The organism is Erwinia sp. PsM31 (genome assembly GCF_030433775.1).
GTDB classification, from domain to species: domain Bacteria; phylum Pseudomonadota; class Gammaproteobacteria; order Enterobacterales; family Enterobacteriaceae; genus Erwinia; species Erwinia aeris.
Map to the genome: position 1 here is coordinate 63,746 of NZ_JARUWZ010000017.1, position 23,898 is coordinate 87,643.

General features: G+C 57.6%; 20 protein-coding genes and 1 riboswitch. Of the genes, 14 read left to right on the top strand and 6 right to left on the bottom strand.

Features of this window, described 5'->3' with window-relative positions:
- Positions 1 to 121: 121 nt before the first annotated feature.
- Positions 122 to 334, top strand: a complete 213-nt coding sequence (gene rpmE, locus QCD69_RS14265; protein WP_024966154.1) for a 50S ribosomal protein L31 — start codon at positions 122 to 124, stop codon at positions 332 to 334.
- Positions 335 to 418: 84 nt separating this feature from the next.
- Here rpmE and metJ read toward each other — a convergent pair whose 3' ends face one another.
- Positions 419 to 736: a met regulon transcriptional regulator MetJ gene (metJ, locus tag QCD69_RS14270; protein ID WP_125290568.1), complete on the bottom strand. Its 318-nt coding sequence runs from the start codon at positions 734 to 736 to the stop codon at positions 419 to 421.
- 244 nt (positions 737 to 980) lie between these two features.
- Here metJ and metB point away from each other — a divergent pair, with 244 nt between their 5' ends.
- The 4 genes from metB to QCD69_RS14290 all read left to right on the top strand — a co-directional run bounded on the left by metB (position 981) and on the right by QCD69_RS14290 (position 6,410).
- Positions 981 to 2,141 (top strand): cystathionine gamma-synthase, encoded by a 1,161-nt coding sequence (gene metB, locus QCD69_RS14275; protein WP_301252494.1) that lies wholly within the window; start codon positions 981 to 983, stop codon positions 2,139 to 2,141.
- Between the two features lie 2 nt (positions 2,142 to 2,143).
- Positions 2,144 to 4,573 carry a bifunctional aspartate kinase/homoserine dehydrogenase II gene (locus tag QCD69_RS14280; protein WP_253457111.1) on the top strand — a complete coding sequence of 810 codons (2,430 nt, stop codon included), beginning with the start codon at positions 2,144 to 2,146 and terminating at the stop codon, positions 4,571 to 4,573.
- A 267-nt stretch (positions 4,574 to 4,840) separates the two neighbouring features.
- Positions 4,841 to 5,743: a methylenetetrahydrofolate reductase gene (metF, locus tag QCD69_RS14285; protein ID WP_253457115.1), complete on the top strand. Its 903-nt coding sequence runs from the start codon at positions 4,841 to 4,843 to the stop codon at positions 5,741 to 5,743.
- Between the two features lie 88 nt (positions 5,744 to 5,831).
- Positions 5,832 to 6,410 carry a hypothetical protein gene (locus QCD69_RS14290; RefSeq protein ID WP_253457119.1) on the top strand — a complete coding sequence of 193 codons (579 nt, stop codon included), beginning with the start codon at positions 5,832 to 5,834 and terminating at the stop codon, positions 6,408 to 6,410.
- 38 nt (positions 6,411 to 6,448) lie between these two features.
- Here QCD69_RS14290 and ppc read toward each other — a convergent pair whose 3' ends face one another.
- Together ppc and argE are read right to left on the bottom strand one after the other, a co-directional pair.
- Entirely contained in the window at positions 6,449 to 9,100 is a 2,652-nt protein-coding gene (gene ppc, locus QCD69_RS14295; RefSeq protein ID WP_301252495.1) for a phosphoenolpyruvate carboxylase, read from the bottom strand.
- A 237-nt stretch (positions 9,101 to 9,337) separates the two neighbouring features.
- Positions 9,338 to 10,489 (bottom strand): acetylornithine deacetylase, encoded by a 1,152-nt coding sequence (gene argE / locus QCD69_RS14300; RefSeq protein ID WP_301252496.1) that lies wholly within the window; start codon positions 10,487 to 10,489, stop codon positions 9,338 to 9,340.
- A gap of 171 nt (positions 10,490 to 10,660) precedes the next feature.
- Between argE and argC the strand changes: the two genes are divergently transcribed.
- The 4 genes from argC to argH all read left to right on the top strand — a co-directional run bounded on the left by argC (position 10,661) and on the right by argH (position 15,144).
- Positions 10,661 to 11,665 carry an N-acetyl-gamma-glutamyl-phosphate reductase gene (gene argC, locus QCD69_RS14305; RefSeq protein ID WP_301252498.1) on the top strand — a complete coding sequence of 335 codons (1,005 nt, stop codon included), beginning with the start codon at positions 10,661 to 10,663 and terminating at the stop codon, positions 11,663 to 11,665.
- A 15-nt stretch (positions 11,666 to 11,680) separates the two neighbouring features.
- A complete protein-coding gene (gene argB, locus QCD69_RS14310; protein WP_253457130.1) occupies positions 11,681 to 12,457 on the top strand; it encodes an acetylglutamate kinase in 777 nt (258 codons plus the stop codon).
- Positions 12,458 to 12,476: 19 nt separating this feature from the next.
- The gene (locus tag QCD69_RS14315) at positions 12,477 to 13,691 is read left to right on the top strand and encodes an argininosuccinate synthase (RefSeq protein WP_125290558.1); all 1,215 of its coding nucleotides are present in this window, start codon (positions 12,477 to 12,479) and stop codon (positions 13,689 to 13,691) included.
- A gap of 79 nt (positions 13,692 to 13,770) precedes the next feature.
- A complete protein-coding gene (gene argH / locus QCD69_RS14320; protein WP_301252499.1) occupies positions 13,771 to 15,144 on the top strand; it encodes an argininosuccinate lyase in 1,374 nt (457 codons plus the stop codon).
- Between the two features lie 98 nt (positions 15,145 to 15,242).
- On the opposite strand, the gene QCD69_RS14325 is transcribed toward argH, so the two are convergent.
- Entirely contained in the window at positions 15,243 to 15,974 is a 732-nt protein-coding gene (locus tag QCD69_RS14325; protein ID WP_125290556.1) for a glutathione peroxidase, read from the bottom strand.
- A 135-nt stretch (positions 15,975 to 16,109) separates the two neighbouring features.
- Between QCD69_RS14325 and oxyR the strand changes: the two genes are divergently transcribed.
- Entirely contained in the window at positions 16,110 to 17,027 is a 918-nt protein-coding gene (gene oxyR, locus QCD69_RS14330; RefSeq protein ID WP_253457136.1) for a DNA-binding transcriptional regulator OxyR, read from the top strand.
- On the opposite strand, the gene sthA is transcribed toward oxyR, so the two are convergent.
- On the bottom strand, positions 17,010 to 18,410 hold the full coding sequence (gene sthA / locus QCD69_RS14335; RefSeq protein WP_253457139.1) for a Si-specific NAD(P)(+) transhydrogenase: 1,401 nt from the start codon (positions 18,408 to 18,410) through the stop codon (positions 17,010 to 17,012). The genes oxyR and sthA overlap by 18 nt on opposite strands.
- 193 nt (positions 18,411 to 18,603) lie before the next feature.
- Between sthA and fabR the strand changes: the two genes are divergently transcribed.
- Both fabR and QCD69_RS14345 read left to right on the top strand, forming a co-directional pair.
- Positions 18,604 to 19,245: an HTH-type transcriptional repressor FabR gene (fabR, locus tag QCD69_RS14340; protein WP_253457141.1), complete on the top strand. Its 642-nt coding sequence runs from the start codon at positions 18,604 to 18,606 to the stop codon at positions 19,243 to 19,245.
- Between the two features lie 9 nt (positions 19,246 to 19,254).
- Positions 19,255 to 19,608 carry a YijD family membrane protein gene (locus QCD69_RS14345; RefSeq protein WP_301252500.1) on the top strand — a complete coding sequence of 118 codons (354 nt, stop codon included), beginning with the start codon at positions 19,255 to 19,257 and terminating at the stop codon, positions 19,606 to 19,608.
- 50 nt (positions 19,609 to 19,658) lie between these two features.
- Here the strand turns inward: QCD69_RS14345 and trmA are convergent, their stop codons facing one another.
- A complete protein-coding gene (gene trmA / locus QCD69_RS14350; protein WP_253457149.1) occupies positions 19,659 to 20,759 on the bottom strand; it encodes a tRNA (uridine(54)-C5)-methyltransferase TrmA in 1,101 nt (366 codons plus the stop codon).
- A gap of 126 nt (positions 20,760 to 20,885) precedes the next feature.
- A riboswitch (cobalamin riboswitch) is annotated at positions 20,886 to 21,058 on the top strand.
- Positions 21,059 to 21,124: 66 nt separating this feature from the next.
- Here trmA and btuB point away from each other — a divergent pair.
- Both btuB and murI read left to right on the top strand, forming a co-directional pair.
- Entirely contained in the window at positions 21,125 to 22,996 is a 1,872-nt protein-coding gene (gene btuB, locus QCD69_RS14355) for a TonB-dependent vitamin B12 receptor BtuB (protein ID WP_301252501.1), read from the top strand.
- Positions 22,941 to 23,792, top strand: coding sequence for a glutamate racemase (gene murI / locus QCD69_RS14360; RefSeq protein WP_125290550.1), 852 nt, complete (start codon positions 22,941 to 22,943; stop codon positions 23,790 to 23,792). The genes btuB and murI overlap by 56 nt, the downstream gene beginning before the upstream one ends.
- Positions 23,793 to 23,898 lie beyond the last annotated feature (106 nt).

The following is a 23,898-nucleotide window of genomic DNA, read 5'->3' on the forward strand; positions in this document are numbered from 1 at the left end:
GTTCGCCGCCGTTGGTACGGCATTTTGGTATCAAATCACCTGAATTATTAATCTTCGTGTGGTGCCGGTGCAGGGTTTTCCTGGCACGGGAGAGCGACACGGCCTTAACTGAGGTTTTCCCATGAAAAAAGGTATTCACCCAAATTACGCTGAAGTTACTGCTAAATGTTCTTGCGGTAACGAAATCAAAACCCGCTCAACCGTGGGTCACGACCTGAACCTGGACGTGTGCGGCAAATGCCACCCGTTCTACACCGGCAAGCAGCGTGACGTTGCCAGCGGTGGTCGTGTTGACCGCTTCAACAAGCGTTTCAGCATCCCAGGCAGCAAATAAGTCGCCTGCACGAAGCGGATACCGTTTCGGATGCAATAAAAAACCCAGCTTCGGCTGGGTTTTTTTATATCTGCGAAAAAGCGCTCAATATTCCCAGGTATCGGGATCGACGCCCATTTCCCGCATGATCGCTTTGGCGGCTTCCGGGATTTCGTCGCTGCGCTCTTTACGCAGATCGACATCATCCGGCAGAGGCTGGCCGGTAAAAGCGTGCAGAAACGCTTCACACAGCAGCTCGCTGTTGGTGGCGTGACGCAGGTTATTAACCTGACGACGGGTACGCTCGTCGGTCAGAATTTTTAAAACTTTTAACGGGATGGATACCGTAATTTTTTTTACCTGCTCGCTCTTTTTACCGTGCTCAGCGTAAGGGCTGATATATTCGCCATTCCATTCAGCCATGGGTTACCTTAGTCATCATTAATATTTACTGTGCCGAAATTCAGCTAATTATGCCCGAAGTTGGGCGACGCCACACCGTATTGCGCCCACTTTTTCCAGGGAGCAAAAAGGTAATATTACCGGTTATTGACAGATTGCTCAATCTATACGCAAAGACATTTAGAAGTCCAGATGTATTGACGTCTATCTGTTCCCTGTTATGCTGATGGCTCTTCTTTCTTTCTCCTGCAGGAATTTATGCACCATGACGCGTAAACAGGCAACCATCGCGGTACGCAGCGGCTTGAATGATGACGAACAGTATGGCTGCGTTGTCCCGCCAATCCACCTCTCCAGCACCTATAACTTTACCGATTTCAACGAGCCTCGGGCGCATGACTACTCACGTCGCGGTAACCCTACCCGCGATGTTGTCCAGCGCGCGCTGGCCGAGCTGGAAGGCGGCGCCGGTGCGGTGATGACCAATACCGGCATGTCGGCGATCCACCTGGTTTGTACCGTCTTCCTGAAGCCGGGCGATCTGCTGGTGGCGCCGCACGACTGCTATGGCGGCAGCTATCGCCTGTTTGACAGCCTGAGCAAGCGCGGCGCGTATCGCGTGAAGTTTGTCGATCAGGGCAACGAAGCGGCGCTGCACGCCGCGCTGGCGGAAAAACCGAAGCTGGTGCTGGTAGAAAGCCCGAGCAATCCGCTGCTGCGCGTGGTGGATATTGAGGCTATCTGTAAGGCGGCGGCAGAAGCGGGCGCGGTTAGCGTGGTGGATAACACCTTCCTTAGCCCGGCGTTGCAAAACCCGCTGGCGCTGGGCGCCGATCTGGTGATCCATTCCTGCACGAAATACCTTAACGGCCACTCCGACGTGGTGGCGGGCGCGGTAATTGCCAAAGATCCCGAGCGGGTGAAAGAGCTGGCCTGGTGGGCGAATAATATCGGTGTAACCGGCGCGGCTTTCGACAGCTATTTACTGCTGCGCGGCCTGCGCACGCTGGCGCCACGTATGGCGGCCGCACAGCGCAACGCGCTCGCTATCGTGGATTATCTGAAACAGCAGCCGCTGGTTAAAAAGCTGTATCATCCTTCACTGCCGGAAAACGCGGGCCATCAGATTGCCGCCCGCCAGCAGAAAGGCTTCGGCGCGATGCTCAGCTTTGAGCTGAACGGCGACGAGCAGACGCTGCGTCGTTTCCTGAAGGCGCTGGAACTGTTCACGCTGGCCGAATCGCTGGGCGGCGTGGAAAGCCTGATCTCCCATACCGCTACCATGACCCATGCGGGCATGTCGGCAGAGGCGCGCGCGGCGGCAGGTATTTCGGAAACGCTGCTGCGGGTTTCCGTAGGGATTGAAGATCACGAAGATTTAATTGCCGATCTGGATAATGCATTCCGGATAGCGGCTAAGAGGTAAGCATGAGTCATTCAGCAGTGGCAGCAGGCGCGCGTCAGCTGCATAAATTCGGGGGCAGCAGCCTTGCCGACGCCAAATGTTACCTGCGGGTAGCGGGGATCATGGCGGAATACAGCCGTCCCGGCGACGTGATGGTGGTGTCCGCCGCAGGCAGCACCACCAATCAGCTGATTAGCTGGCTGAAGCTGAGCCAGAGCGACCGTCTGTCGGCGCATCAGGTGCAGCAGGCGCTGCGACGTTACCAGAGCGAGTTAATCAGCAGCCTGCTTCCGGCACAGACGGCGGACGGGCTGATCGGCGAATTCATTCGCGATCTGGAAAAGCTGGCCGCTCTGCTGGATGGCAAAATAACCGAAGCCGCCTACGCGGAAGTGGTGGGACACGGTGAAATCTGGTCGGCACGGCTGATGGCGGCCGTGCTTCAGCAGCAGGATATGGCGGCGAGCTGGCTGGACGCGCGGGAATTTCTGCGCGCCGAGCGGGCCGCCCAGCCGCAGGTGGATGAAGGCAAATCCTGGCCGCTGCTGCAACAGCTGATTGCCCAGCATCCGGGCGAGCGGCTGGTGGTAACCGGCTTTATCAGCCGCAACGACGCGGGTGAAACCGTGCTGCTGGGCCGTAACGGCAGCGACTATTCCGCCACGCAGATCGGCGCGCTGGCCGGCGTGTCGCGCGTCACCATCTGGAGCGACGTAGCGGGCGTTTACAGTGCGGATCCGCGCAAGGTGAAAGACGCCTGCCTGCTGCCGCTGCTGCGGCTGGATGAGGCCAGCGAGCTGGCGCGCCTGGCCGCGCCGGTGCTGCATACCCGTACGCTACAGCCGGTTTCCGGCAGCGATATCGACCTGCAGCTGCGCTGTAGCTACCAGCCGGAACAGGGCTCGACCCGCATTGAGCGCGTGCTGGCTTCCGGCACGGGCGCGCGGATTGTCACCAGCCACGACGACGTCTGCCTGATTGAGTTCCAGGTGCCGCCGCAGCACGATTTCGCCACGGCGCAGAAAGAGATTGAACGACTGCTTCAGCGCGCGCAGCTGCGTCCGCTGGCGACCGGCGTTCATCCCGATCGCCACCTTTTACAGCTTTGTTATACCTCGGAAGTGGTGAACAGCGCGCTGACGCTGCTGCAGGACGCGGGCATTCCCGGACGCCTACAGCTGCGGGAAGACATGGCGCTGGTCGCGCTGGTGGGCGCAGGCGTCTGCCGCAATCCGCTGCACAGCCACCGTTTCTGGCAGCAGCTGAAGGATCAGCCGGTTGAATTTATCTGGCAGTCGGAAGAGGGCATCAGCCTGGTCGCCGTGCTGCGCGTCGGGCCGACTGAACATCTGATCCGCGGTCTGCACCAGTCGCTGTTCCGCGCGGAAAAACAGGTCGGCCTGATGCTGTTCGGCAAGGGCAATATCGGCTCCCGCTGGCTGGAACTTTTCGCGCGCGAGCAGGAAACGCTATCGGCGCGGACGGGATTTGAATATGTTTTAGCCGGCGTGGTTGACAGTCGTCGCAGCCTGCTGAACTACGAAGGGCTGGACGCCAGCCGCGCGCTGGCCTTCTTTGATGACGAGGCGGTGGAGCGGGACGAGGAGTCGCTGTTCCTGTGGATGCGCGCGCACCCGTTCGACGACCTGGTGGTGCTGGACGTGACCGCCAGCGAGCAGCTCGCCGATCAGTATCTGGATTTCGCCAGCCACGGTTTTCACGTGATTGGCGCGAACAAAGTGGCCGGGGCGTCAAGCAGCGACCGCTATCGTCAGATCCGTGACGCCTTCGCTAAAACCGGCCGCCACTGGCTTTACAACGCCACCGTCGGTGCCGGGCTGCCGGTTAACCACACCGTGCGCGATCTGCGTGAAAGCGGCGACAGCATTATCGCCATCAGCGGCATCTTCTCCGGCACGCTTTCCTGGCTCTTTTTGCAGTATGACGGCACCGTGCCGTTTACCGAGCTGGTGGATCAGGCATGGCAGCAGGGGCTGACCGAACCGGATCCGCGCGTCGATCTTTCCGGTCAGGACGTGATGCGCAAGCTGGTGATCCTGGCGCGCGAGGCGGGCTACGATATCGAACCGGATCAGGTGCGCGTGGAGTCGCTGGTGCCGAAAAGCTGCGAAAGCGAGTCGGTCGATCACTTCTTTGAGAACGGCGAGGCGCTGAACGAGCAGATGCAGCAGCGCTTTGAGGCCGCACAGGAGATGGGGCTGGTGCTGCGTTACGTGGCCCGCTTTGACGCCAACGGTAAGGCGCGCGTCGGCGTCGAGGCGGTCAGGGACGATCATCCGCTGGCGGCGCTGCTGCCTTGCGATAACGTCTTTGCCATTGAAAGCCGTTGGTATCGCGATAATCCGCTGGTGATCCGCGGGCCGGGCGCAGGTCGCGACGTAACGGCAGGCGCAATCCAGTCCGACATCAACCGGCTGGCGCAGCTGCTGTAGTTTCTTTCGGGGCCGTAAAACGCGGCCCCGGCTTAAATGATAGCGCGTCATTTTTCTGTGCATTCAGCCCGATCGCGGTGGCCCTTTGATTTTCCTCACTTCTTTTTCCTGCATGAATTTCATTCAACTTTGTTGAGAATTTGTCACGCTGCGGCATCATTTATCTGTTGACGTAAAACCGCCGATCCGTCATTTTGAATGTCTGGACGTCTAAACGTATAGAAGTTCAAGGTGGGCCGTTTTCTTCCGCGATCGATGAGGTAAGCCATGAGTTTTTTCCACGCCAACCAGCGCGAAGCACTGAACCAGAGTCTGGCCGAACTGAACGGGCAGATTAACGTCTCGTTTGAGTTCTTTCCGCCGCGCAGCAGCGAAATGGAACAGACTTTGTGGCGCTCTATCGATCGTCTCGGCAGCCTGAAGCCGAAATTTGTTTCGGTTACTTATGGCGCCAACTCCGGCGAGCGTGACCGCACTCACAGCATCATCAAAGGTATTAAGGATCGCACCGGGCTGGAAGCCGCACCGCATTTAACCTGCATTGACGCCAGCCGCAGCGAGCTGCGCGCTATCGCTCAGGATTACTGGGACAGCGGCATTCGGCATATCGTGGCGCTGCGCGGGGATTTACCGCCGGGCGGCGGCAAGCCGGAAATGTACGGCGCGGATCTGGTGGCGCTGTTAAAGGAAGTGGGCGATTTTGATATCTCCGTTGCCGCCTATCCCGAGGTGCATCCGGAAGCCAAAAGCGCGCAGGCGGATTTGATCAACCTGAAGCGCAAAATTGATGCGGGCGCAAACCGGGCTATCACCCAGTTCTTTTTCGATGTGGAAAGCTATCTGCGCTTTCGCGACCGCTGCGTAACCGCCGGGATCGACGTGGAAATCGTGCCCGGCATTCTGCCGGTTTCCAACTTCAAACAGCTGCAGCGTTTTGCCACGCTGACCAACGTGCGCGTGCCGGGCTGGATGACCAGCATGTTCGCCGGGCTGGATGACGACCCGGAAACCCGCAAAATGGTGGGCGCCAACGTGGCGATGGATATGGTAAAAATCCTCAGCCGCGAAGGCGTGAAAGATTTCCATTTCTATACGCTGAACCGTGCGGAGATGAGCTACGCCATTTGCCACACGCTGGGCGTGCGCCCGGCGGTTGCCGTGCCGGCCTGATAAGTAAAAGCCAGCTGCGGCTTCGTTTACGCGAGGCGGCATTTTTTTTATGATACCTGTTTTCCAGGGCAGGAATCATGAAGAACCCATGCAAAACATTATCAGGGAAATAAAGCGGCTGGGGATAAAAGGCTGTTTACTGATGGCCTTTTTTACCGTTGTGCCTTTGGTGGCGATGGCGTACTGGTCTGCTCTTTCGCGCAACGTCTATCTGGCCGATCCAGATAGCGTTTTCTGGATAGCTGGCGAAGTCGGCGTAGGCGCCGCCTTAGTCATTACCTTAGTGGCCGTCATCTTTTTTCACCATCGCCTGACGCTGCGGCAGCTCCCTAAACTTTTTATCTGTAGCGCTTTTATGATCGGCGTGTTCTCGTTGCAGCTGCCCTCCGCTCTGGTTCGCTATCTTCCCCATCAAAGCAGTCAATATCTGACGGAGTATGACGTCTCTTTTCCCGGCCCGAGCCGGGGAAAATCGGGCCGTTGCGAAATGGGGCTGTGGCTTAAGGATCGTCACCTTAACCGCTGGATACAGTTTTGCAGCAGCAGGGCCTGGCTGGCTGAACATTGCGAAAGAGGCATGGACAGAATGGAAGTGGTGGAAGAGGTCAATAAGTATGGCGTCAGGGTCGTCAACTTCTGGTGCGCGTGGTCGCCCATTAAACCATAAGGGCGTTCATATCCGGCAGATATGAACGCCCTGTACCGTTAGCCCGTATTACGCATGCCCGCCGCGACGCCGGCTATTGTCACCATCAGCGCCTGCTCAACGCGCGGATCCGGCTCTTCACCATTGGTTTCCTGTAGGCGGGAGCGGTGCAGCAGCTCGGCCTGCAGTACGTTCAGCGGATCGGTATAAACGTTACGCAGCGCGATGGATTCGGCAATCCACGGCTGGTCGGCCATCAAATGCGCATCGTTGGCGATGGTCAGCACCGCTTTGATATCGGAATCCAGCTGGTCGCGCAGCTGCCTGCCCAGCGGCCACAGCGTCTGGTCCACCAGCCGCTGATCGTAATATTCCGCCAGCCAGAGATCGGCTTTGGAAAATACCATTTCCAGCATCCCCAGACGGGTGGAGAAGAACGGCCAGTTGCGGCACATCGCCTCCAGCTGATCCTGATGACCCGCCTGCATCGCTTTTTGCAGCGCCGCGCCCGCGCCCAGCCAGGCAGGCAGCATCAGGCGGTTCTGCGTCCAGGCGAAGATCCACGGTATCGCGCGCAGCGACTCGACGCCGCCGCTGGGGCGCCGCTTGGCCGGACGGGAGCCCAGCGGCAGTTTGCCCAGCTCCTGTTCCGGCGTGGCCGACCGGAAATAGGGCACGAAGTCGGCGTTTTCACGCACGTAGCCGCGATACATCTCGCAGGAGTCGGCGGAAAGCTGATCCATAATGCCGCACCAGGCCGCTTCCGGTTCCGGCGGCGGCAGCAGGTTGGCTTCAAGGATGGCGCCGGTGTAAAGCGTCAGGCTGCTGATGGTGACTTCCGGCAGGCCGTATTTAAAGCGGATCATCTCGCCCTGCTCGGTCACGCGCAGGCCGCCTTTCAGGCTGCCCGGCGGCTGGGAAAGCAGCGCCGCGTGGGCCGGCGCGCCGCCACGGCCAATGGTGCCGCCGCGTCCGTGGAACAGCGTCAGCGCGATACCGGCTTTTTCGCAGGTTTTAATCAGCGCATCCTGGGCCTGATACTGCGCCCAGCTGGCGGCCATCACGCCTGCGTCTTTTGCCGAATCGGAGTAGCCAATCATCACCATCTGCTTGCCCTGGATAAAGCCGCGATACCAGCCGATATCCAGCAGCTGACGCATCACGTCGTTGGCGTTGTTCAGGTCGTCCAGGGTTTCAAACAGCGGCGCCACCGGCATGGCGAAAGGAATGCCCGCCTCTTTAAGCAGCAGATGCACCGCCAGCACGTCGGAAGGCGTTTTCGCCATTGAGATCACGTAAGCGGCAATGGAACCTTTCGGCACTTCCGCCGCCACGCGGCAGGTATCCAGCACCTCCTGCGTCTCGGCGCTCGGCTCCCACTGACGCGGCAGCAGCGGGCGTTTGGAACTCAGCTCGCTGATCAGAAACGCCTGTTTATCGGCTTCCGACCAGCTGGCGTAGTCGCCCAGGCCTAAATAGCGGGTGACTTCTGCAATAGCGTCGGTGTGGCGCGTGCTCTCCTGACGCAGATCGATGCGCACCAGCGGCACGCCGAAGCACTTGATGCGGCGCAGCGTGTCCAGCAGCTGGCCGTTGGCAATAATGCCCATACCGCAGGCCTGCAACGACTGGTAGCAGGCGTAGAGCGGATCCCAAAGCTGTTCGTTGGCAATCAGCAGGTTATCGGGACGCGCAGGCCGCTCGCCCTTCAGGCGGCGCTCCAGATACGCCTGGGTTGCCAGCAGCTGGGCGCGCAGGTTTTTCATGATTTCGCGGTAAGGCTCCAGCGCCTCCGGGTTGCCACACAGCTCGCGGACTTCCGGCGTACACTCCGACATCGACAGCTCGGAAACCAGCACGGCGATATCGCGCAGGAACAAATCGGTGGCTTTCCAGCGGCTTAGCTGCAGCACGTGACGGGTGATTTTAGCCGTCACGTTCGGGTTGCCGTCGCGGTCGCCGCCCATCCAGGAGGTAAAGGTCACCGGCACAAAATCTACCGGCAGCTTAACGCCAAACGACGCCTCTACCTGCTCGTACAGCTCGCGCAGAAAGGCCGGGACGCCTTCCCACAGGCTGTTTTCCACCACCGCGAAGCCCCACTTGGCTTCATCGACCGGCGTCGGGCGATATTTACGGATTTCATCGGTATGCCAGGCCTGCGCAACCAGCTGGCGCAAACGACGCATAATCTGCGATCGGTCGTAGTCGGAAAGATCGTTGTGATCCAGCTGTTTCAGGCAGCTGTTGACCTCGACCAGCTTGTGGATCAGCGTGCGGCGGGTGATCTCCGTCGGGTGTGCGGTCAGCACCAGCTCCAGAGAAAGCGATTCGATAGCCTCGCGAATTTTGGCTTCCGTCAGGTTGGGCTGCTGCTTCAGGCGCTCGAAGGTTTTCGCCAGCAGCTCCTGGTGATTGGCGCCTTCGCCCTTGGGCGATATGGTGTGGTACTGCTCGGCGACGTTGGTCAGGTTCAGAAACTGGCTGAAGGCGCGCGCCACCGGCAGCAGTTCGTCATTGGATAAATTTTGCAGCGTGGTAAGCAGCTCTTTACGGTGGGCGTCGTTTCCCGCGCGGGAAGACTTGGAGAGCTTACGGATGGTTTCCACCCGATCCAGGATGTTCTCGCCAAGCGCATCCTTAATCGTATCCCCGAGCAGTTTGCCGAGCATACTGACATTACTTCGCATTGCGGAATATTGTTCGTTCATATGACCCCTGACCGTTATTTTTATCACTCTCTACCGTCGCCGGTATAACATTGCCTTTTATCTAGCCACGTTCCCGTCCATCCGTCAATTGACTTAAACGTGTGCGAACCTGTCGCTAACTTGCGGTAATTTAAGAAATTTAACAGCGACGCAGCGAGATAAGTTATTCTTATCGAGAAACAAATGATAAAGCCGGGGTAAAAGGCCGTTTTACTGGCTAAATGCCCCGCTTTTCACTCAGTGATTGCAAAAATGCTGTACGACCTGCGTAATCAATTCGCGGGTAGGTTTAATAAAAGCGGTATCAAGATATTCATCCGGCTGGTGCGCCTGGTTAATCGAACCTGGCCCTAACACCAGCGTCGGGCACAGTTCCTGAATAAACGGCGCTTCGGTGCAGTAGTTCACGATGCTGGTTTCCGTGCCCAACAGCTTTTCCACCACTTTGACCAGCCGATGATCGGCCGGACATTCATAGCCGGGGATCGGCGGATGCAGCTGGCTGACGTTGACGCGGCCCGGCCAGCGTTCGCTGACGGGCGCCAGCGCCTCGTTAATCAAGCCTTCCAGCTCGTTCAGCGTCAGGCCCGGCAGCGGCCGCAGATCCATATGCAGATCGCAGCAGGCGCAAATGCGATTTGCCGCATCGCCGCCGCTGATATGGCCAAAGTTCATGGTGGGATAAGGAATGGCAAAACCGTCGTGACGATAGCGCGTTTTCAGCGTGTCGCGCAGCGCCATCAGCTGCGTGATGGATTCATGCATCAGCTCAATGGCGTTGACGCCGCGCGAAGGATCGCTGGAGTGGCCCGACTGGCCTTCAATGCGGATCACATTCGACATATGGCCTTTGTGCGCCCGCACCGGCTGAAGCGAGGTAGGCTCGCCGATAATGGCGCAGTCGGGCCGCACGGTGGCGTTTTCAGAGAAATATTTCGCGCCCGCCATCGTGGTTTCTTCATCGGCGGTCGCCAGCACGTAGAGCGGTTTCGCCAGCTTTTTCACGTCAACATCGCGCAGCGCATCAAGGATAAAGGCGAAGAAGCCTTTCATATCGGCGGTGCCCAGGCCATACAGCTTGTTATCGTGTTCGGTTAACGTAAAGGGATCGCGCGTCCAGCGGCCATCGTCGAACGGCACGGTGTCGCTGTGACCAGCCAACAACAGGCCGCCAGCGCCGCTGCCGGTACGGGCCAGCATATTAAATTTATGGCGCGTGCCGGGAACCGGCTGCACTTCCACCTCAAAGCCAATATCGCGGAACCAGCCTGCCAGCAAACTGATTAAAGCTTCATTACTCTGATCCATCGCGCTGTCGGTGGCGCTGATGGACGGCGTGGCGATCAACTCACGGTAAAGCTCAATAAAAGGCGGTAATTTTGTCTTCACTGTTGACAGTCCTTGCGTTAGGATAGTATCAATATTCATGCATTAATAGTGAATAAAAATACATTAATGGCGTGGGGATGGAAACCAGATTTCCTGCATAACCGGCGCTAACCGCGTGGGAATACGGCATGAAGCCGTCACCCGAAACCCGAGACCGTTATAAGGTGTCCGATGTTAAATACGCTGATTGTTGGTGCCAGTGGCTATGCTGGCGTAGAGCTTGCGACCTACCTGAACCGTCACCCTCAGGTGAACATAACCGCTTTAGCGGTATCAGCGCAAAGCCCTGACGCCGGAAAATTGCTTTCCGATCTGCATCCGCAGCTGAAAGGCATCCTGGACATGCCGCTGCAGCCGCTGACAAGCGCGGCAGAGTTCGCCGACAAAGTGGACGTGGTGTTTCTGGCGACGGCGCACGAAGTCAGTCATGACCTGGCGCCTGAATTCCTGGCCGCCGGCTGCGTGGTGTTCGATCTGTCAGCCGCGTTCCGCGTCAACGAAGAGAGCTTCTTCACCGACTATTACGGCTTCCCGCATCAGCATAAAGCGTGGCTGGCAAAGGCCGTGTATGGCCTGGCCGAATGGCAGCAGAGCCAGCTAAAAGAAGCGCAGCTGATTGCCGTGCCGGGCTGCTACCCGACCGCCGCGCAGCTGGCGCTGAAGCCGCTGATTGCGGCGGATCTGCTGAACGAAGCGCAGTGGCCGGTGATCAACGCCACCAGCGGCGTCAGCGGCGCAGGACGCAAAGCGTCCGTGACCACCAGTTTCTGCGAGGTCAGCCTGCAGCCTTATGGCATTTTCACCCATCGTCACCAGCCGGAAATCGCCGCGCATCTTGGCGTGCCGGTGATTTTCACGCCGCACCTGGGCAGCTTCCCGCGCGGCATCCTGGCCACCACCACCTGTCGGCTGAAGGCGGGCGTAACGCGTGAAGACGTGGCGGAAGCGTTCCATAACGCCTATCACGATAAGCCGCTGGTGCGTGTCTATGATAAAGGCGTGCCGTCGATCAAAGGCGTGGTCGGCCTGCCGTTCTGCGATATCGGCTTTGCCGTGCAGGGCGAGCACGCGATTATCGTCTCAGCGGAAGATAACCTGCTGAAAGGCGCGTCGTCGCAGGCGGTGCAGTGTATGAATATTCGTTTCGGCTTCCCGGAAACGCAGTCGCTTATTTAATCAGTGAGAAAGCCCATGACCAATCCTTTAATTATTAAACTCGGCGGCGTGTTGCTGGATAGCGAAGAGGCGCTGGCGCGCCTGTTTGACGCACTGGTGGCGTACCGCGAAACCCATCAGCGCCCGCTGCTGATCGTTCACGGCGGCGGCTGCCTGGTCGACGAGCTGATGAAGAAGCTGGCGCTGCCGGTGAAAAAGAAAAACGGCCTGCGCGTCACGCCAGCCGATCAGATCGACATCATTACCGGCGCGCTGGCGGGCACCGCCAATAAAACGCTGCTGGCCTGGTCGAAAAAACACGGTATTGATGCCGTTGGCCTGTGCCTGGGCGACGGCGGCAGCGTCAACGTGGCGGCTTTTGATGAAGAGCTGGGCCACGTGGGCCAGGCGACACCGGGCAATCCCAAACTCATTACTACGCTGCTGGAAGCAGGCTACCTGCCGGTGATCAGCTCTATCGGCATCACCGAAGACGGCAAGCTGATGAACGTCAACGCCGACCAGGCCGCCACCGCGCTGGCCTCGACGCTGGGTGCCGATCTGGTGCTGCTCTCCGACGTCAGCGGCATTCTGGACGGCAAAGGCCAGCGCATCGAAGAGATGACGACGGCGCTGGCGGAACAGCTGATCGCCCAGGGCATCATTACCGACGGCATGATTGTTAAAGTCAACGCCGCGCTGGATGCCGCCCGCACGCTGGGCCGTCCGGTCGATATCGCCAGCTGGCGTCATGCCGAACAGCTACCAACCCTATTTAACGGCGTGTCGATTGGCACCCGGATCCTCGCTTAACCGGTTCAAGGAAATGACAATGCAAGATAAAAGCATCAAAAAAATCGTTCTGGCTTACTCTGGCGGTCTGGATACCTCCGCGATTATTCCGTGGCTGAAAGAGAACTACGGCGGCTGTGAAGTGGTCGCTTTCGTGGCCGATATCGGCCAGGAGCGTGGCGATCTGGAAGGCGTTGAGCAGAAAGCGTTGCAGTCCGGCGCTTCCGAATGCCACGTAGTGGATCTGCGTGAAGAATTCATCAGCGATTACGTCTATCCCGTGCTGCAAACCGGCGCGCTGTATGAAGGTACTTATCTGCTGGGCACGTCGATGGCGCGTCCTATTATCGCCAAAGCGCAGGTTGAGCTGGCGCTGAAAGTCGGCGCAGATGCGCTGTGCCACGGCGCAACCGGTAAAGGCAACGACCAGGTGCGTTTCGAAACCACCTACACCGCGCTGGCCCCACAGCTGAAAGTGGTTGCGCCATGGCGCGAGTGGAACCTGCGTTCCCGTGAGGCGCTGCTCGACTATCTGAAAGAGCGCAACATCCCGACCACCGCGTCGCTGGAAAAAATCTACAGCCGTGATGAAAACGCCTGGCATATCTCTACCGAAGGCGGCGTGCTGGAAAGCCCGTGGAATGCGCCAAACAAAGACTGCTGGGTCTGGACTGTCGATCCGCTGGAAGCGCCGGACCAGCCTGAGCAGGTGACGGTATCCGTGGAGAAAGGCCGCGTGGTTGCCGTAAACGGCGAAGCGCTAAGCCCGTTCGGCTGCCTGGAAAAACTGAACGTTATCGGCGCGAAACACGGCGTGGGCCGTATCGATATCGTCGAAAACCGTCTGGTGGGCATCAAGTCTCGCGGCTGCTACGAAACCCCTGGCGGCACCATTATGGTCAACGCGCTGCGTGCGGTTGAGCAGCTGGTGCTGGATCGCGACAGCTTCAAATGGCGCGAACAGCTGGGCCACGAGATGTCCTACGTGGTTTACGACGGCCGCTGGTTCGCGCCGCTGCGTAAATCCATTCAGGCCGCTGCCGAATCGCTGGCGGAAGAAGTCAACGGCGAAGTGGTGCTGCAACTTTATAAAGGTCAGGTTACGGCGATCCAGAAAAAATCCGCTAACAGCCTCTATTCAGAAGAGTTTGCGACCTTCGGCGAAGATGAAGTGTACGACCATCGTCACGCGGGCGGCTTTATCCGTCTGTTCTCGCTCTCTTCACGCATTCGTGCGCTGAACGAGAAAAAGTAAGCCGGTATTTAGCCTGGCGAAATAAGGCGGCGCAGGCCGCCTTTTAAAGAAAACTCAACGAATTTAAGGGAGCACTGACATGGCACTTTGGGGTGGACGGTTTACTCAGGCAGCAGATCAACGTTTCAAACTGTTTAATGACTCGCTGCGCTTTGACTATCGTCTGGCAGAGCAGGACATTGTCGGGTCCGTAGCCTGGTCCAAAGCGCTGGTGACGGTCAATGTTCTGACTACAGAAGAGCAGCAGCAGCTGGAAGCCGCGCTGAACGTGCTGCTTGAGGAAGTGCGCGCTAATCCGCAGCAGATCCTGGAAAGCGATGCGGAAGATATTCACAGCTATGTTGAAGGCAGGCTGATTGAGAAAGTCGGCGCGCTCGGCAAAAAGTTGCATACCGGCCGCAGCCGTAACGATCAGGTCGCCACCGATCTGAAGCTCTGGTGCAAAGCGCAGATCGGCGAGCTGCTGATCGCCACGCGTCAGCTACAGCAGGCGCTGGTGGCCACGGCAGAAGCGAACCAGGACGCGGTCATGCCGGGCTACACCCATTTGCAGCGCGCGCAGCCAGTGACCTTTGCGCACTGGTGCCTGGCTTATGTCGAGATGCTGGCGCGGGATGAAAGCCGCCTGCAGGATACGCTGAAGCGTCTGGACGTCAGCCCGCTGGGCTGCGGCGCGCTGGCCGGCACGGCTTATGAAATCGACCGCGAGCAGCTGGCCGGCTGGCTGGGCTTTGCCTCCGCCACGCGCAACAGCCTGGACACCGTTTCTGACCGCGATCACGTGCTGGAGCTGCTTTCCGACGCCTCTATCGGCATGGTGCATCTTTCCCGCTTCGCCGAAGATCTGATTTTCTTCAATACCGGCGAGTCAGGCTTTGTCGAGCTGTCCGATAAGGTTACCTCCGGCTCTTCGCTGATGCCGCAGAAGAAAAACCCGGACGCGCTGGAGCTGATCCGCGGCAAGTGCGGCCGCGTGCAGGGCGCGCTGACCGGCATGATGATGACGCTGAAAGGCCTGCCGCTGGCCTACAACAAAGATATGCAGGAAGACAAAGAAGGGCTGTTCGACGCGCTGGACACCTGGTCCGACTGTCTGCATATGGCCGCGCTGGTGCTGGACGGCATTCAGGTGAAGCGTCCGCGCTGCCAGGAAGCGGCAGAGCAGGGCTACGCCAATGCGACCGAGCTGGCTGACTATCTGGTAGCTAAAGGCGTCCCGTTCCGCGAAGCGCATCATATCGTGGGCGAAGTCGTGGTGGCGGCAATTGGCAAAGGCGTGGCGCTGGAAGCGCTAAGGCTGGAAGAGCTGCAACAGTACAGCAAGGTGATTGGCGAAGACGTCTATCCAATCCTGTCGCTGCAATCCTGTCTGGACAAGCGTAATGCGAAGGGTGGCGTTTCGCCGCATCAGGTGTCGCTTGCGATTACCGACGCGAAAAATCGCCTGGCGTAAGCAAAAAAAAGGCGGGCATCAGGCCCGCCAACTAATTTCGACTTATATTTTTATTTTAGGCACATAAGAGGGCGGGCGATGGCTCGCCTTCTTAATTCTTAGGCTAAAAAGAACTGTTCCAGATCGTCGCTGCCGCCGATGTGGCGTCCGCCAATAAAGACCTGAGGAACGGTCGCACGGCCGGTTACAGCGCGCAGGCTGACGGTGGTGGCATCCTGGCCCAGCACGATTTCTTCGTACTGAATACCGCGATCCAACAGCATCTGCTTGGCTTTAGCGCAGAACGGGCAGCCCGGCTTGGTGAACAGGGACACGGACTCCTGCACCTTAAATTCCGGTGCCAGATAGCGCAGCATGGTGTCGGCATCAGACACTTCAAACGGGTCGCCCGGCTTGTTTGGCTCAACAAACATTTTCTCTACCACGCCGTTGCGAACCAGCATGGAGTAGCGCCATGAGCGCGGGCCAAAGCCCAGATCCGCTTTCTCGACCAGCATTTCCATGCCGCGAGTGAAATCGCCGTTGCCATCCGGGATAAAGGTAATGTTGTTAGCGTGCTGATCGGCTTTCCACGCGTTCATAACGAAGGTGTCATTGACCGATACGCACAGAATATTGTCCACGCCGTGTTTTTTGAAAACGTCTGACAGCTCGTTATAGCGTGGCAGATGGCTCGATGAACAGGTTGGCGTAAACGCGCCTGGCAAAGAGAACACGATGACAGTTTTGTCTTTAAACAGCTCATCAGTCGTGACGTCTACCCAGCTGTCGCCCTGACGCGTATGAAAAGTGACCTGCGGGACTGACTTACCTTCCTGACTTGCAAACATAAACTACCTCTTGATTAGGGGTAAAAGTGACTCATCTCTCGAACGGGTGACATTATTATCATCCGGGCTTGATAGGGCTAATCGTTGATTGCTATTCTATCTATCGCCATGAACTATCGTGGCTCGGAGGAAAAGATGAATATTCGCGATCTTGAGTATCTGGTAGCGTTGGCTGAACATCGGCATTTCCGACGGGCAGCTGATTCCTGCCACGTCAGTCAACCTACGCTCAGCGGTCAGATCCGCAAGCTGGAAGATGAACTGGGCGTTATGCTGTTAGAACGCACCAGCCGTAAAGTGCTTTTCACTCAGGCTGGCCTGTTGCTGGTCGACCAGGCGCGCACCGTGCTGCGCGAGGTCAAGGTGCTGAAAGAGATGGCCAGCCAGCAGGGCGAGGCGATGTCCGGGCCGCTGCATATCGGGTTGATCCCGACCGTGGGACCTTATCTGCTGCCGCAGATTATCCCGACGCTGCACAAAACCTTTCCCAAGCTGGAGATGTATCTGCACGAGGCGCAAACGCAGCAGCTGCTGGCGCAGCTGGACAGCGGCAAGCTCGACTGCGCGATCCTGGCTTTAGTGAAAGAGTCAGAAGCCTTTATCGAGGTGCCGCTGTTTGACGAGCCGATGAAGCTGGCGATCTATCAGGATCATCCGTGGCACGACCGCGATCGCGTACCGATGTCGGATCTGTCTGGCGAGAAGCTGCTGATGCTGGAAGACGGCCACTGCCTGCGCGATCAGGCAATGGGCTTTTGCTTTCAGGCCGGGGCAGACGAAGACACGCATTTCCGCGCCACCAGCCTGGAAACGCTGCGTAATATGGTGGCGGCAGGCAGCGGCATCACGCTGCTGCCCGCGCTGGCGGTGCCGAAAGAGCGCGTGCGCGACGGCGTTTGCTATCTGCCGTGCTACAAGCCGGAACCGCAGCGCACCATCGCGCTGGTGTACCGGCCAGGCTCGCCGCTGCGCGGCCGCTATGAGCAGCTGGCAGAGGCGATCCGCACCCATATGCAGGGCTATATGAACAGCGCGTTAAAACAGGCGGTTTAACCCGTTCAGCGCGGCCACGCGGTAGGCTTCGGCCATGGTGGGATAGTTAAAGGTGGTATTCACGAAGTATTCAATCGTGTTGCCGCCGTTTTTCTGCTCCATGATGGCCTGGCCGATATGAATGATCTCGGCAGCGCGTTCGCCAAAGCAGTGGATCCCCAGGATCTCTTTGGTTTCACGGTGGAAAAGGATCTTCAGGCTGCCAACGTTCATCCCCACAATCTGCGCGCGCGCCAGATGCTTAAACTGCGCCCGACCCACTTCGTAAGGTACCTTCATCGCCGTCAGCTGCTGCTCCGTTTTGCCCACCGAACTGATTTCCGGAATGGTATAAATACCGGTTGGGATATCCTCAATCAGGTGCGCGTTCGCTTCGCCTTTCATCAGCGCCTGAGCGGCAATGCGGCCCTGATCGTAAGCGGCAGAAGCCAGGCTTGGATAGCCGATCACATCGCCTACGGCATAAATATGCGGCTGGGCGGTCTGATACATGCTGTTGACCTTCAGCAGGCCACGGCCGTCCGCTTCCAGCCCGACGTTTTCCAGCCCCAGCGCATCGGTATTCCCGGTACGGCCGTTGGCGTACAGCAGGCAGTCGGCCTTCACTTTTTTGCCGGACTTCAGATGCATGATCACGCCGTCGCTGACGCCTTCGATTTTCTCGAACTCTTCGTTATGGCGGATAACCACGCCGCTGTTCCAGAAATGGTAGGAAAGCGAATCTGAGATTTCCTGATCGAGAAACGCCAGCAGATGATCGCGCGTGTTGATTAAATCAACTTTTACGTTCAGTCCACGGAAGATAGAAGCATATTCGCAGCCGATCACGCCCGCGCCATAAATAATGACGTGGCCAGGCTCATGATGCAGATTAAGAATAGAATCGCTGTCGTAAATGCGCGGATGGGTAAAGTCCACGTCTACCGGATGATAAGGACGCGAGCCGCAGGCGATAACAAATTTCTCAGCGGTCAGTCTTTCCACGCTGCCGTCGTGCGTAACGATTTCGATAGTGTTGGCGTCAACGAAACGGGCGTCGCCCTGATACAGTTCGCAGCGGTTGCGCTCGTAAAAGCCCTGACGCATCCGCGTTTGCTGACTGATAACGTTTTCCGTATGGTTCAGAATGTCAGCAAAAGACGAGCGCAGCAGGCGGGTGTGATCGCTGTAAAGCGGATTCTGGTTAAATTCGATAATGCGGCTGACGGCGTGGCGGAGTGCTTTTGATGGAATGGTTCCCCAATGGGTACAACCGCCGCCGATATTGTGATAACGCTCGATAACGGCAATGCGCGCGCCCTGTTTAACCAGGCCCATCGCCGCGCCTTCGCCGCCAGGACCGGAACCAATCACGATGGCGTCGTAATCATAAGACTGTTGCATACCAATACGTCCTATATTCTTATACAAATTTTCAACTTTATTCTAACATCTCGTGAGCGGGTTCCCAATTTTAACTGTTCAATTTGCCATTTATTGACAAAGCGGAAGGTTAACAGGCGTACACAAAGTTGATACCGCTGTACGCTGAAAAGTTTGATATAGTGCAAATCTGGCAGGCAAAACAGGCACAAACATGGGCGTCAGAGCGCAGCAAAAAGAACGGACACGGCGTTCGCTGATCGAAGCGGCATTCAGCCAACTGAGTGCCGAGCGGAGTTTTGCCAGCCTGAGCCTGCGGGAAGTCGCCAGGGAAGCGGGCATCGCGCCGACTTCCTTTTATCGTCATTTTCGCGATGTTGACGAGCTTGGGCTGACAATGGTGGATGAGAGCGGCCTGATGCTGCGCCAGCTGATGCGCCAGGCGCGTCAGCGTATCGCTAAAGGCGGCAGCGTTATCCGCACCTCGGTGTCCACATTTATGGAATTCATCGGCAATAATCCCAACGCTTTCCGCCTGCTGTTGCGTGAACGCTCCGGCACGTCGGCCGCGTTTCGCGCCGCGGTAGCCCGTGAAATCCAACATTTTATTGCCGAGCTGGCGGACTATCTTGAAGTTGAAAATCGTATGCCGCGCAGCTTTACCGAAGCGCAGGCGGAGGCGATGGTTATTATTGTCTTTAACGCCGGGGCCGAGGCGCTGGATATCGACGTGGCGCAGCGGCGCCAGCTGGAAGAGCGGCTGGTGTTGCAGCTACGGATGATCTCTAAAGGCGCTTACTACTGGTATCGACGCGAACAGGAGCGGCTGGCGGTGTCGCCAGGCGCCCATGATTAGGAGAGTGAGATGAGTTTAGCGACTGGCCGGGACAAGGGTACGCTGCTGCTGGCCTTTCTGACCGGGCTATCCATTAACGGCTCGTTTTCGGTGCTGTTCAGTTCGATAGTGCCGTTTTCCGTTTTCCCGCTTATCGCGCTGGGCCTTGCCGCCTGGTGCCTGCATCAGCGCTATCTTAACCGCGCGATGCCGGACGGCATGCCTTCTCTCGCCGCTGCGTTTTTCCTGCTCGGCATCCTGGTTTACAGCGCTATCGTCCGCGCGGAATATCCTGAAATCGGTTCTAACTTTGTGCAGACTATTTTGATGGTTGCGCTAATTTTCTGGATTGGCCTGAAGCTGCGGGCGCGCAGAGGCGGCTAACGCCCGACGGTGCAATAAAAAGAGCGATGCCTGGCATCGCTCTTTTGCGTTTAGCGCCGCGTCAGCAGAACGCCGCACTCCATATGATGGGTATAGGGGAACTGGTCAAACAGCGCCAGCCGTTCAACGTCATGGGTGGCGGAAAGCGTGGCCAGATTGTCGCACAGCGTCTGCGGGTTGCAGGAGATATAAAGGATGCGCGGGTAAGCCTGCACCATTTTTACCGTCTCTTCATCCAGCCCGCTGCGCGGCGGATCGACAAAGATAGTCTCGCACTCGTAGCTGCTGAGATCGATGCCTTCCAGACGGTTAAACTGGCGCGTGCCGTTCATCGCCTGGGTAAACTCTTCTGCCGCCATGCGGATAATCTGCACGTTTTCAATATTGTTGACGGCAATATTGTACTGGGCGGAAGCGACCGACGGTTTGGCGATCTCCGTAGCCAGCACGCGACGGAAATTGCGTGCCAGCGCTAAAGAGAAGTTGCCGTTGCCGCAGTAGAGTTCCAGCAAATCGCCGCTGGCGTCTTTTGTCACGTCCAGCGCCCACTCCAGCATTTTAATGTTCATCGCCGCGTTCGGCTGGGTAAAGCTGTTCTCTACCTGACGATAGATCAGCTCTTTTCCGGCTACCGGTAAACGCTCGTCCACAAAATCCCGATCCAGGCAGATTTTGGTTTTAGTGGCGCGGCCAATCAGATGCAGATCGAAGCCTTCCGCACGCAGCTCGTCACGCAGCGCCGTGGCCGCCTGCTGCCATTCATCCGTCAGCGCGCGATGGTAAAGCATGGAAACCACAATCTGCTTGCTCAGCGTGGAGAGATAATCAATCTGGAACAGCTTATGGCGCAGCACCGGCTTATCGCGCACGGCGTCAATCAGGCGAGGCATCAGCTGATTGATCAGTTCACTGGCCGCCGGAAAGCTGTCGACGCGGATACGCTGGCGCGTCTGCTGGTCAAAAATAATATGGTAGAGGTCGTCGCCGTCGTGCCAGATCCGGAACTCAGCGCGCATACGGTAGTGGCTGACTGGCGAACGGAAAACTTCGACATCCTGTGCGGTAAAAGGAACCATCAGCGTTTGCAGACGGGCTACTTTCTCTTCCAGTTGGGCATCGTAGTGTTCGATCGGCAGCTGTTCGGGAGTCATGGTCATTCCTGGGTTAAGGGCCTTAAAAGCCCTGCGATTGTAGGCATCCGCCGCGTAATGTCCAGCGTTGTCCGGTGCTGGCATCGTTTGGATGCGCGGGCGTCTGGAATTCTGTATGGGTTAACCATAAAATGCGCTGCCGGCCTTTCAATAAGTTAAAAGGGAATCCAGTGCAAAGCTGGAGCTGACGCGCAGCGGTATGGAATGTCGTCGTGGGTGCCTGACACTGTCTTTGGATGGGAAGTCTGCACCGTTTCATGATTCCGAGCCCGAAGACCTGCCGGTGATTACGTCGCAACTCCTACGAGCGCGTTCTTTCTCGTATGCCTGCGGCATCTGCATGATCTACCGGATGCTCTGACACCATGATAACGAAACCGAAGCTGTTCGCCTTCAGCGCTACGGCACTTTCCCTCTGGGCGCAATATGGCTTTGCGCAGGATGCCGACAGCACGTTGGTCACCACCGCAAACCGTTTTGCACAACCCGTTTCCTCCGTGCTTGCGCCCACCACGGTCGTCACGCGCGAGGAGATAGATCGCTGGCAGTCGAAAAGCGTTGCCGATGTGATGCGTCGGCTGCCGGGCGTGGATATCGCGCGCAACGGTGGGCTGGGGCAGCAAACCTCGCTGTTTATTCGCGGCACCAACTCCAGCCACGTGCTGGTGCTGATTGACGGCATTCGCCTGAATCAGGCCGGCATCAGCGGCTCTTCCGACCTCAGCCAAATCCCGATCTCGCTGGTGCAGCGTATTGAATACGTGCGCGGCGCGCGCTCGGCCGTTTATGGCTCTGATGCGATTGGCGGCGTGGTTAACATTATTACCGGGCGGGAAAAACCGGGCACGACCTTAACGGCCGGAGTCGGTTCAAACGGCTATCAGGCTTATGACGGCGCCACGCAACAGATGCTGGGGGAAAACACGCGTGTGACCCTGGCGGGTAACTATACCTATACCAAAGGGTATGATGTGGTGGCGAACTATCCGGATGCTTCAGGCAACGAGCGGCAGAAAGATCGCGATGGCTTTATGAGCAAAACGCTTTACGGCGCGATTGAACAGCAGATCAATGACGAGTTCAGCGGTTTCGTGCGCGGCTACGGCTACGACAACCGCACGGCCTACGATGGCTACTCTACCTATGTTAAGCCGGATACCTATGTCGATACGCGTCAGCTTTACAGCCAGACGTGGGATGGCGGCCTGCGCTTCAATAACGGGCTTTACTCTTCTCAGCTTGTCGCCAGCTATAGCCACTCTAAAGATTACAACTACAGCCCAGGCCTGGGACGGTATGACGGATCCGCTACGTTAGACGACTCGCAGCAGTACAATCTGCAATGGGGCAATAACATTGTGGTAGGCAACGGCAGCGTTAGCGGCGGCGTCGACTGGCAGAAGCAAACCATCGAGCCCGGCACGGCCTACGTTACCGACAGCCACGAAGTAACAAATACCGGCCTTTATGCAACAGCCCAGCAGGCGTTCGGTTCACTGACGCTGGAAGGCGCGGTGCGCGGCGACGATCATGCCGAATTTGGCTGGCATAACACCTGGCAAACCAGCGGCGCATGGGAGTTTGCAGAAGGCTATCGCGTTATCGCCAGCTATGGAACGGCCTTTAAGGCGCCAACCATCGGCCAGCTTTACGGCTCCTTTGGCGGCAACAGCGATCTCGATCCGGAGCAAAGCAAGCAGTGGGAAGGGGGCTTCGAAGGCCTGACCGGCCCGGTTACCTGGCACGTGTCGGGCTATCGCAACGATATCGATAGTCTGATCGACTACAGCAACGTAACCAGCAGCTACTACAACGTGAATAAAGCCACGATTAAAGGCGTGGAAACCACGGCGTCGTTTGATACCGGCCCCGTCAGCCACACGCTTTCCTATGACTATACGGATGCGCGTAACGGTGAAACCAACGAAATCCTCTTGCGTCGCGCCAAACAGCAGGTGAAGTATCAGCTTGATTACACCCTGTATGCGTTCGACTGGTCGCTCAGCTATCAATATCTGGGCCAGCGCTACGATAAAGAGTATTCACAGGATGCCAGCGGCAAAATTGTGAAGCTTGGCGGCGTCAGCTTATGGGATCTCGCGGTTTCGTATCCGGTCACATCCCGGCTGACCGTTCGTGGTAGAATAGCCAACCTGTTTGATAAAGATTACGAGACAGTTTATGGCTATCAAACTCCAGGAAGGGAGTATTACCTCAGCGGCAGCTACACCTTCTAATCCGCGACCCACCGTGCTGGTGTTTGATTCCGGCGTCGGTGGGCTTTCCGTCTGCGAAGAGATCCGGCAGCTGCTGCCGGATCTGCACTATATCTACACCTTCGATAACGTCGCCTTCCCCTACGGTGAAAAAAGCGAAGCTTTTATTGTTGAACGCGTGCTTGAAATCGTGACCGCCGTTACGCGCCTGTATCCGCTGTCGCTGGTAGTTATCGCCTGCAACTCGGCCAGCACCGTTACGCTTCCCGCCCTGCGCGAACGTTTCAGTTTTCCTGTCGTCGGCGTGGTGCCGGCAATTAAACCCGCTGCGCGCTTAACGCGTAACGGCGTAGTCGGCCTGCTGGCGACGCGAGGGACGGTAAAGCGTCCTTATACCCATGAGCTGGTTAAGCGCTTCGCCGGTGAATGCAAAACGGAAATGCTGGGTTCCGCAGAGCTGGTGGAGCTGGCGGAAGCCAAGCTGCAGGGTAAAGAGGTGCCGCTGGAGCAGGTAAGACAGATCCTGCAACCCTGGCTGCGGATGAAAGAGCCGCCCGATACGGTGGTGCTCGGCTGCACGCACTTCCCTTTATTGGCGGATGAACTGCAACAGGTATTACCTGAAGGGACGCGATTAATCGACTCCGGCGCGGCTATCGCGCGTCGCACCGTCTGGCTGCTGGAAAATGAGTCGCCAAAAGTCTTCTCCGAAGAAAGTAATCTGGCCTTTTGTCTGGCAATGACGGAGCAGGCAGTACAATTAATGCCCGTTTTACGGCGTTATGGCTTCGAAAAGCTCGAAAAACTGGCGCTTTAGCCCGGCTTTGCATAAAAAAACAACGGTCGGAAAATTTTTTAAAAATAGGGGTTGTCAGCCGTCAGAAACTCCCTATAATGCGCCTCCACTGACACGGAACAACGGC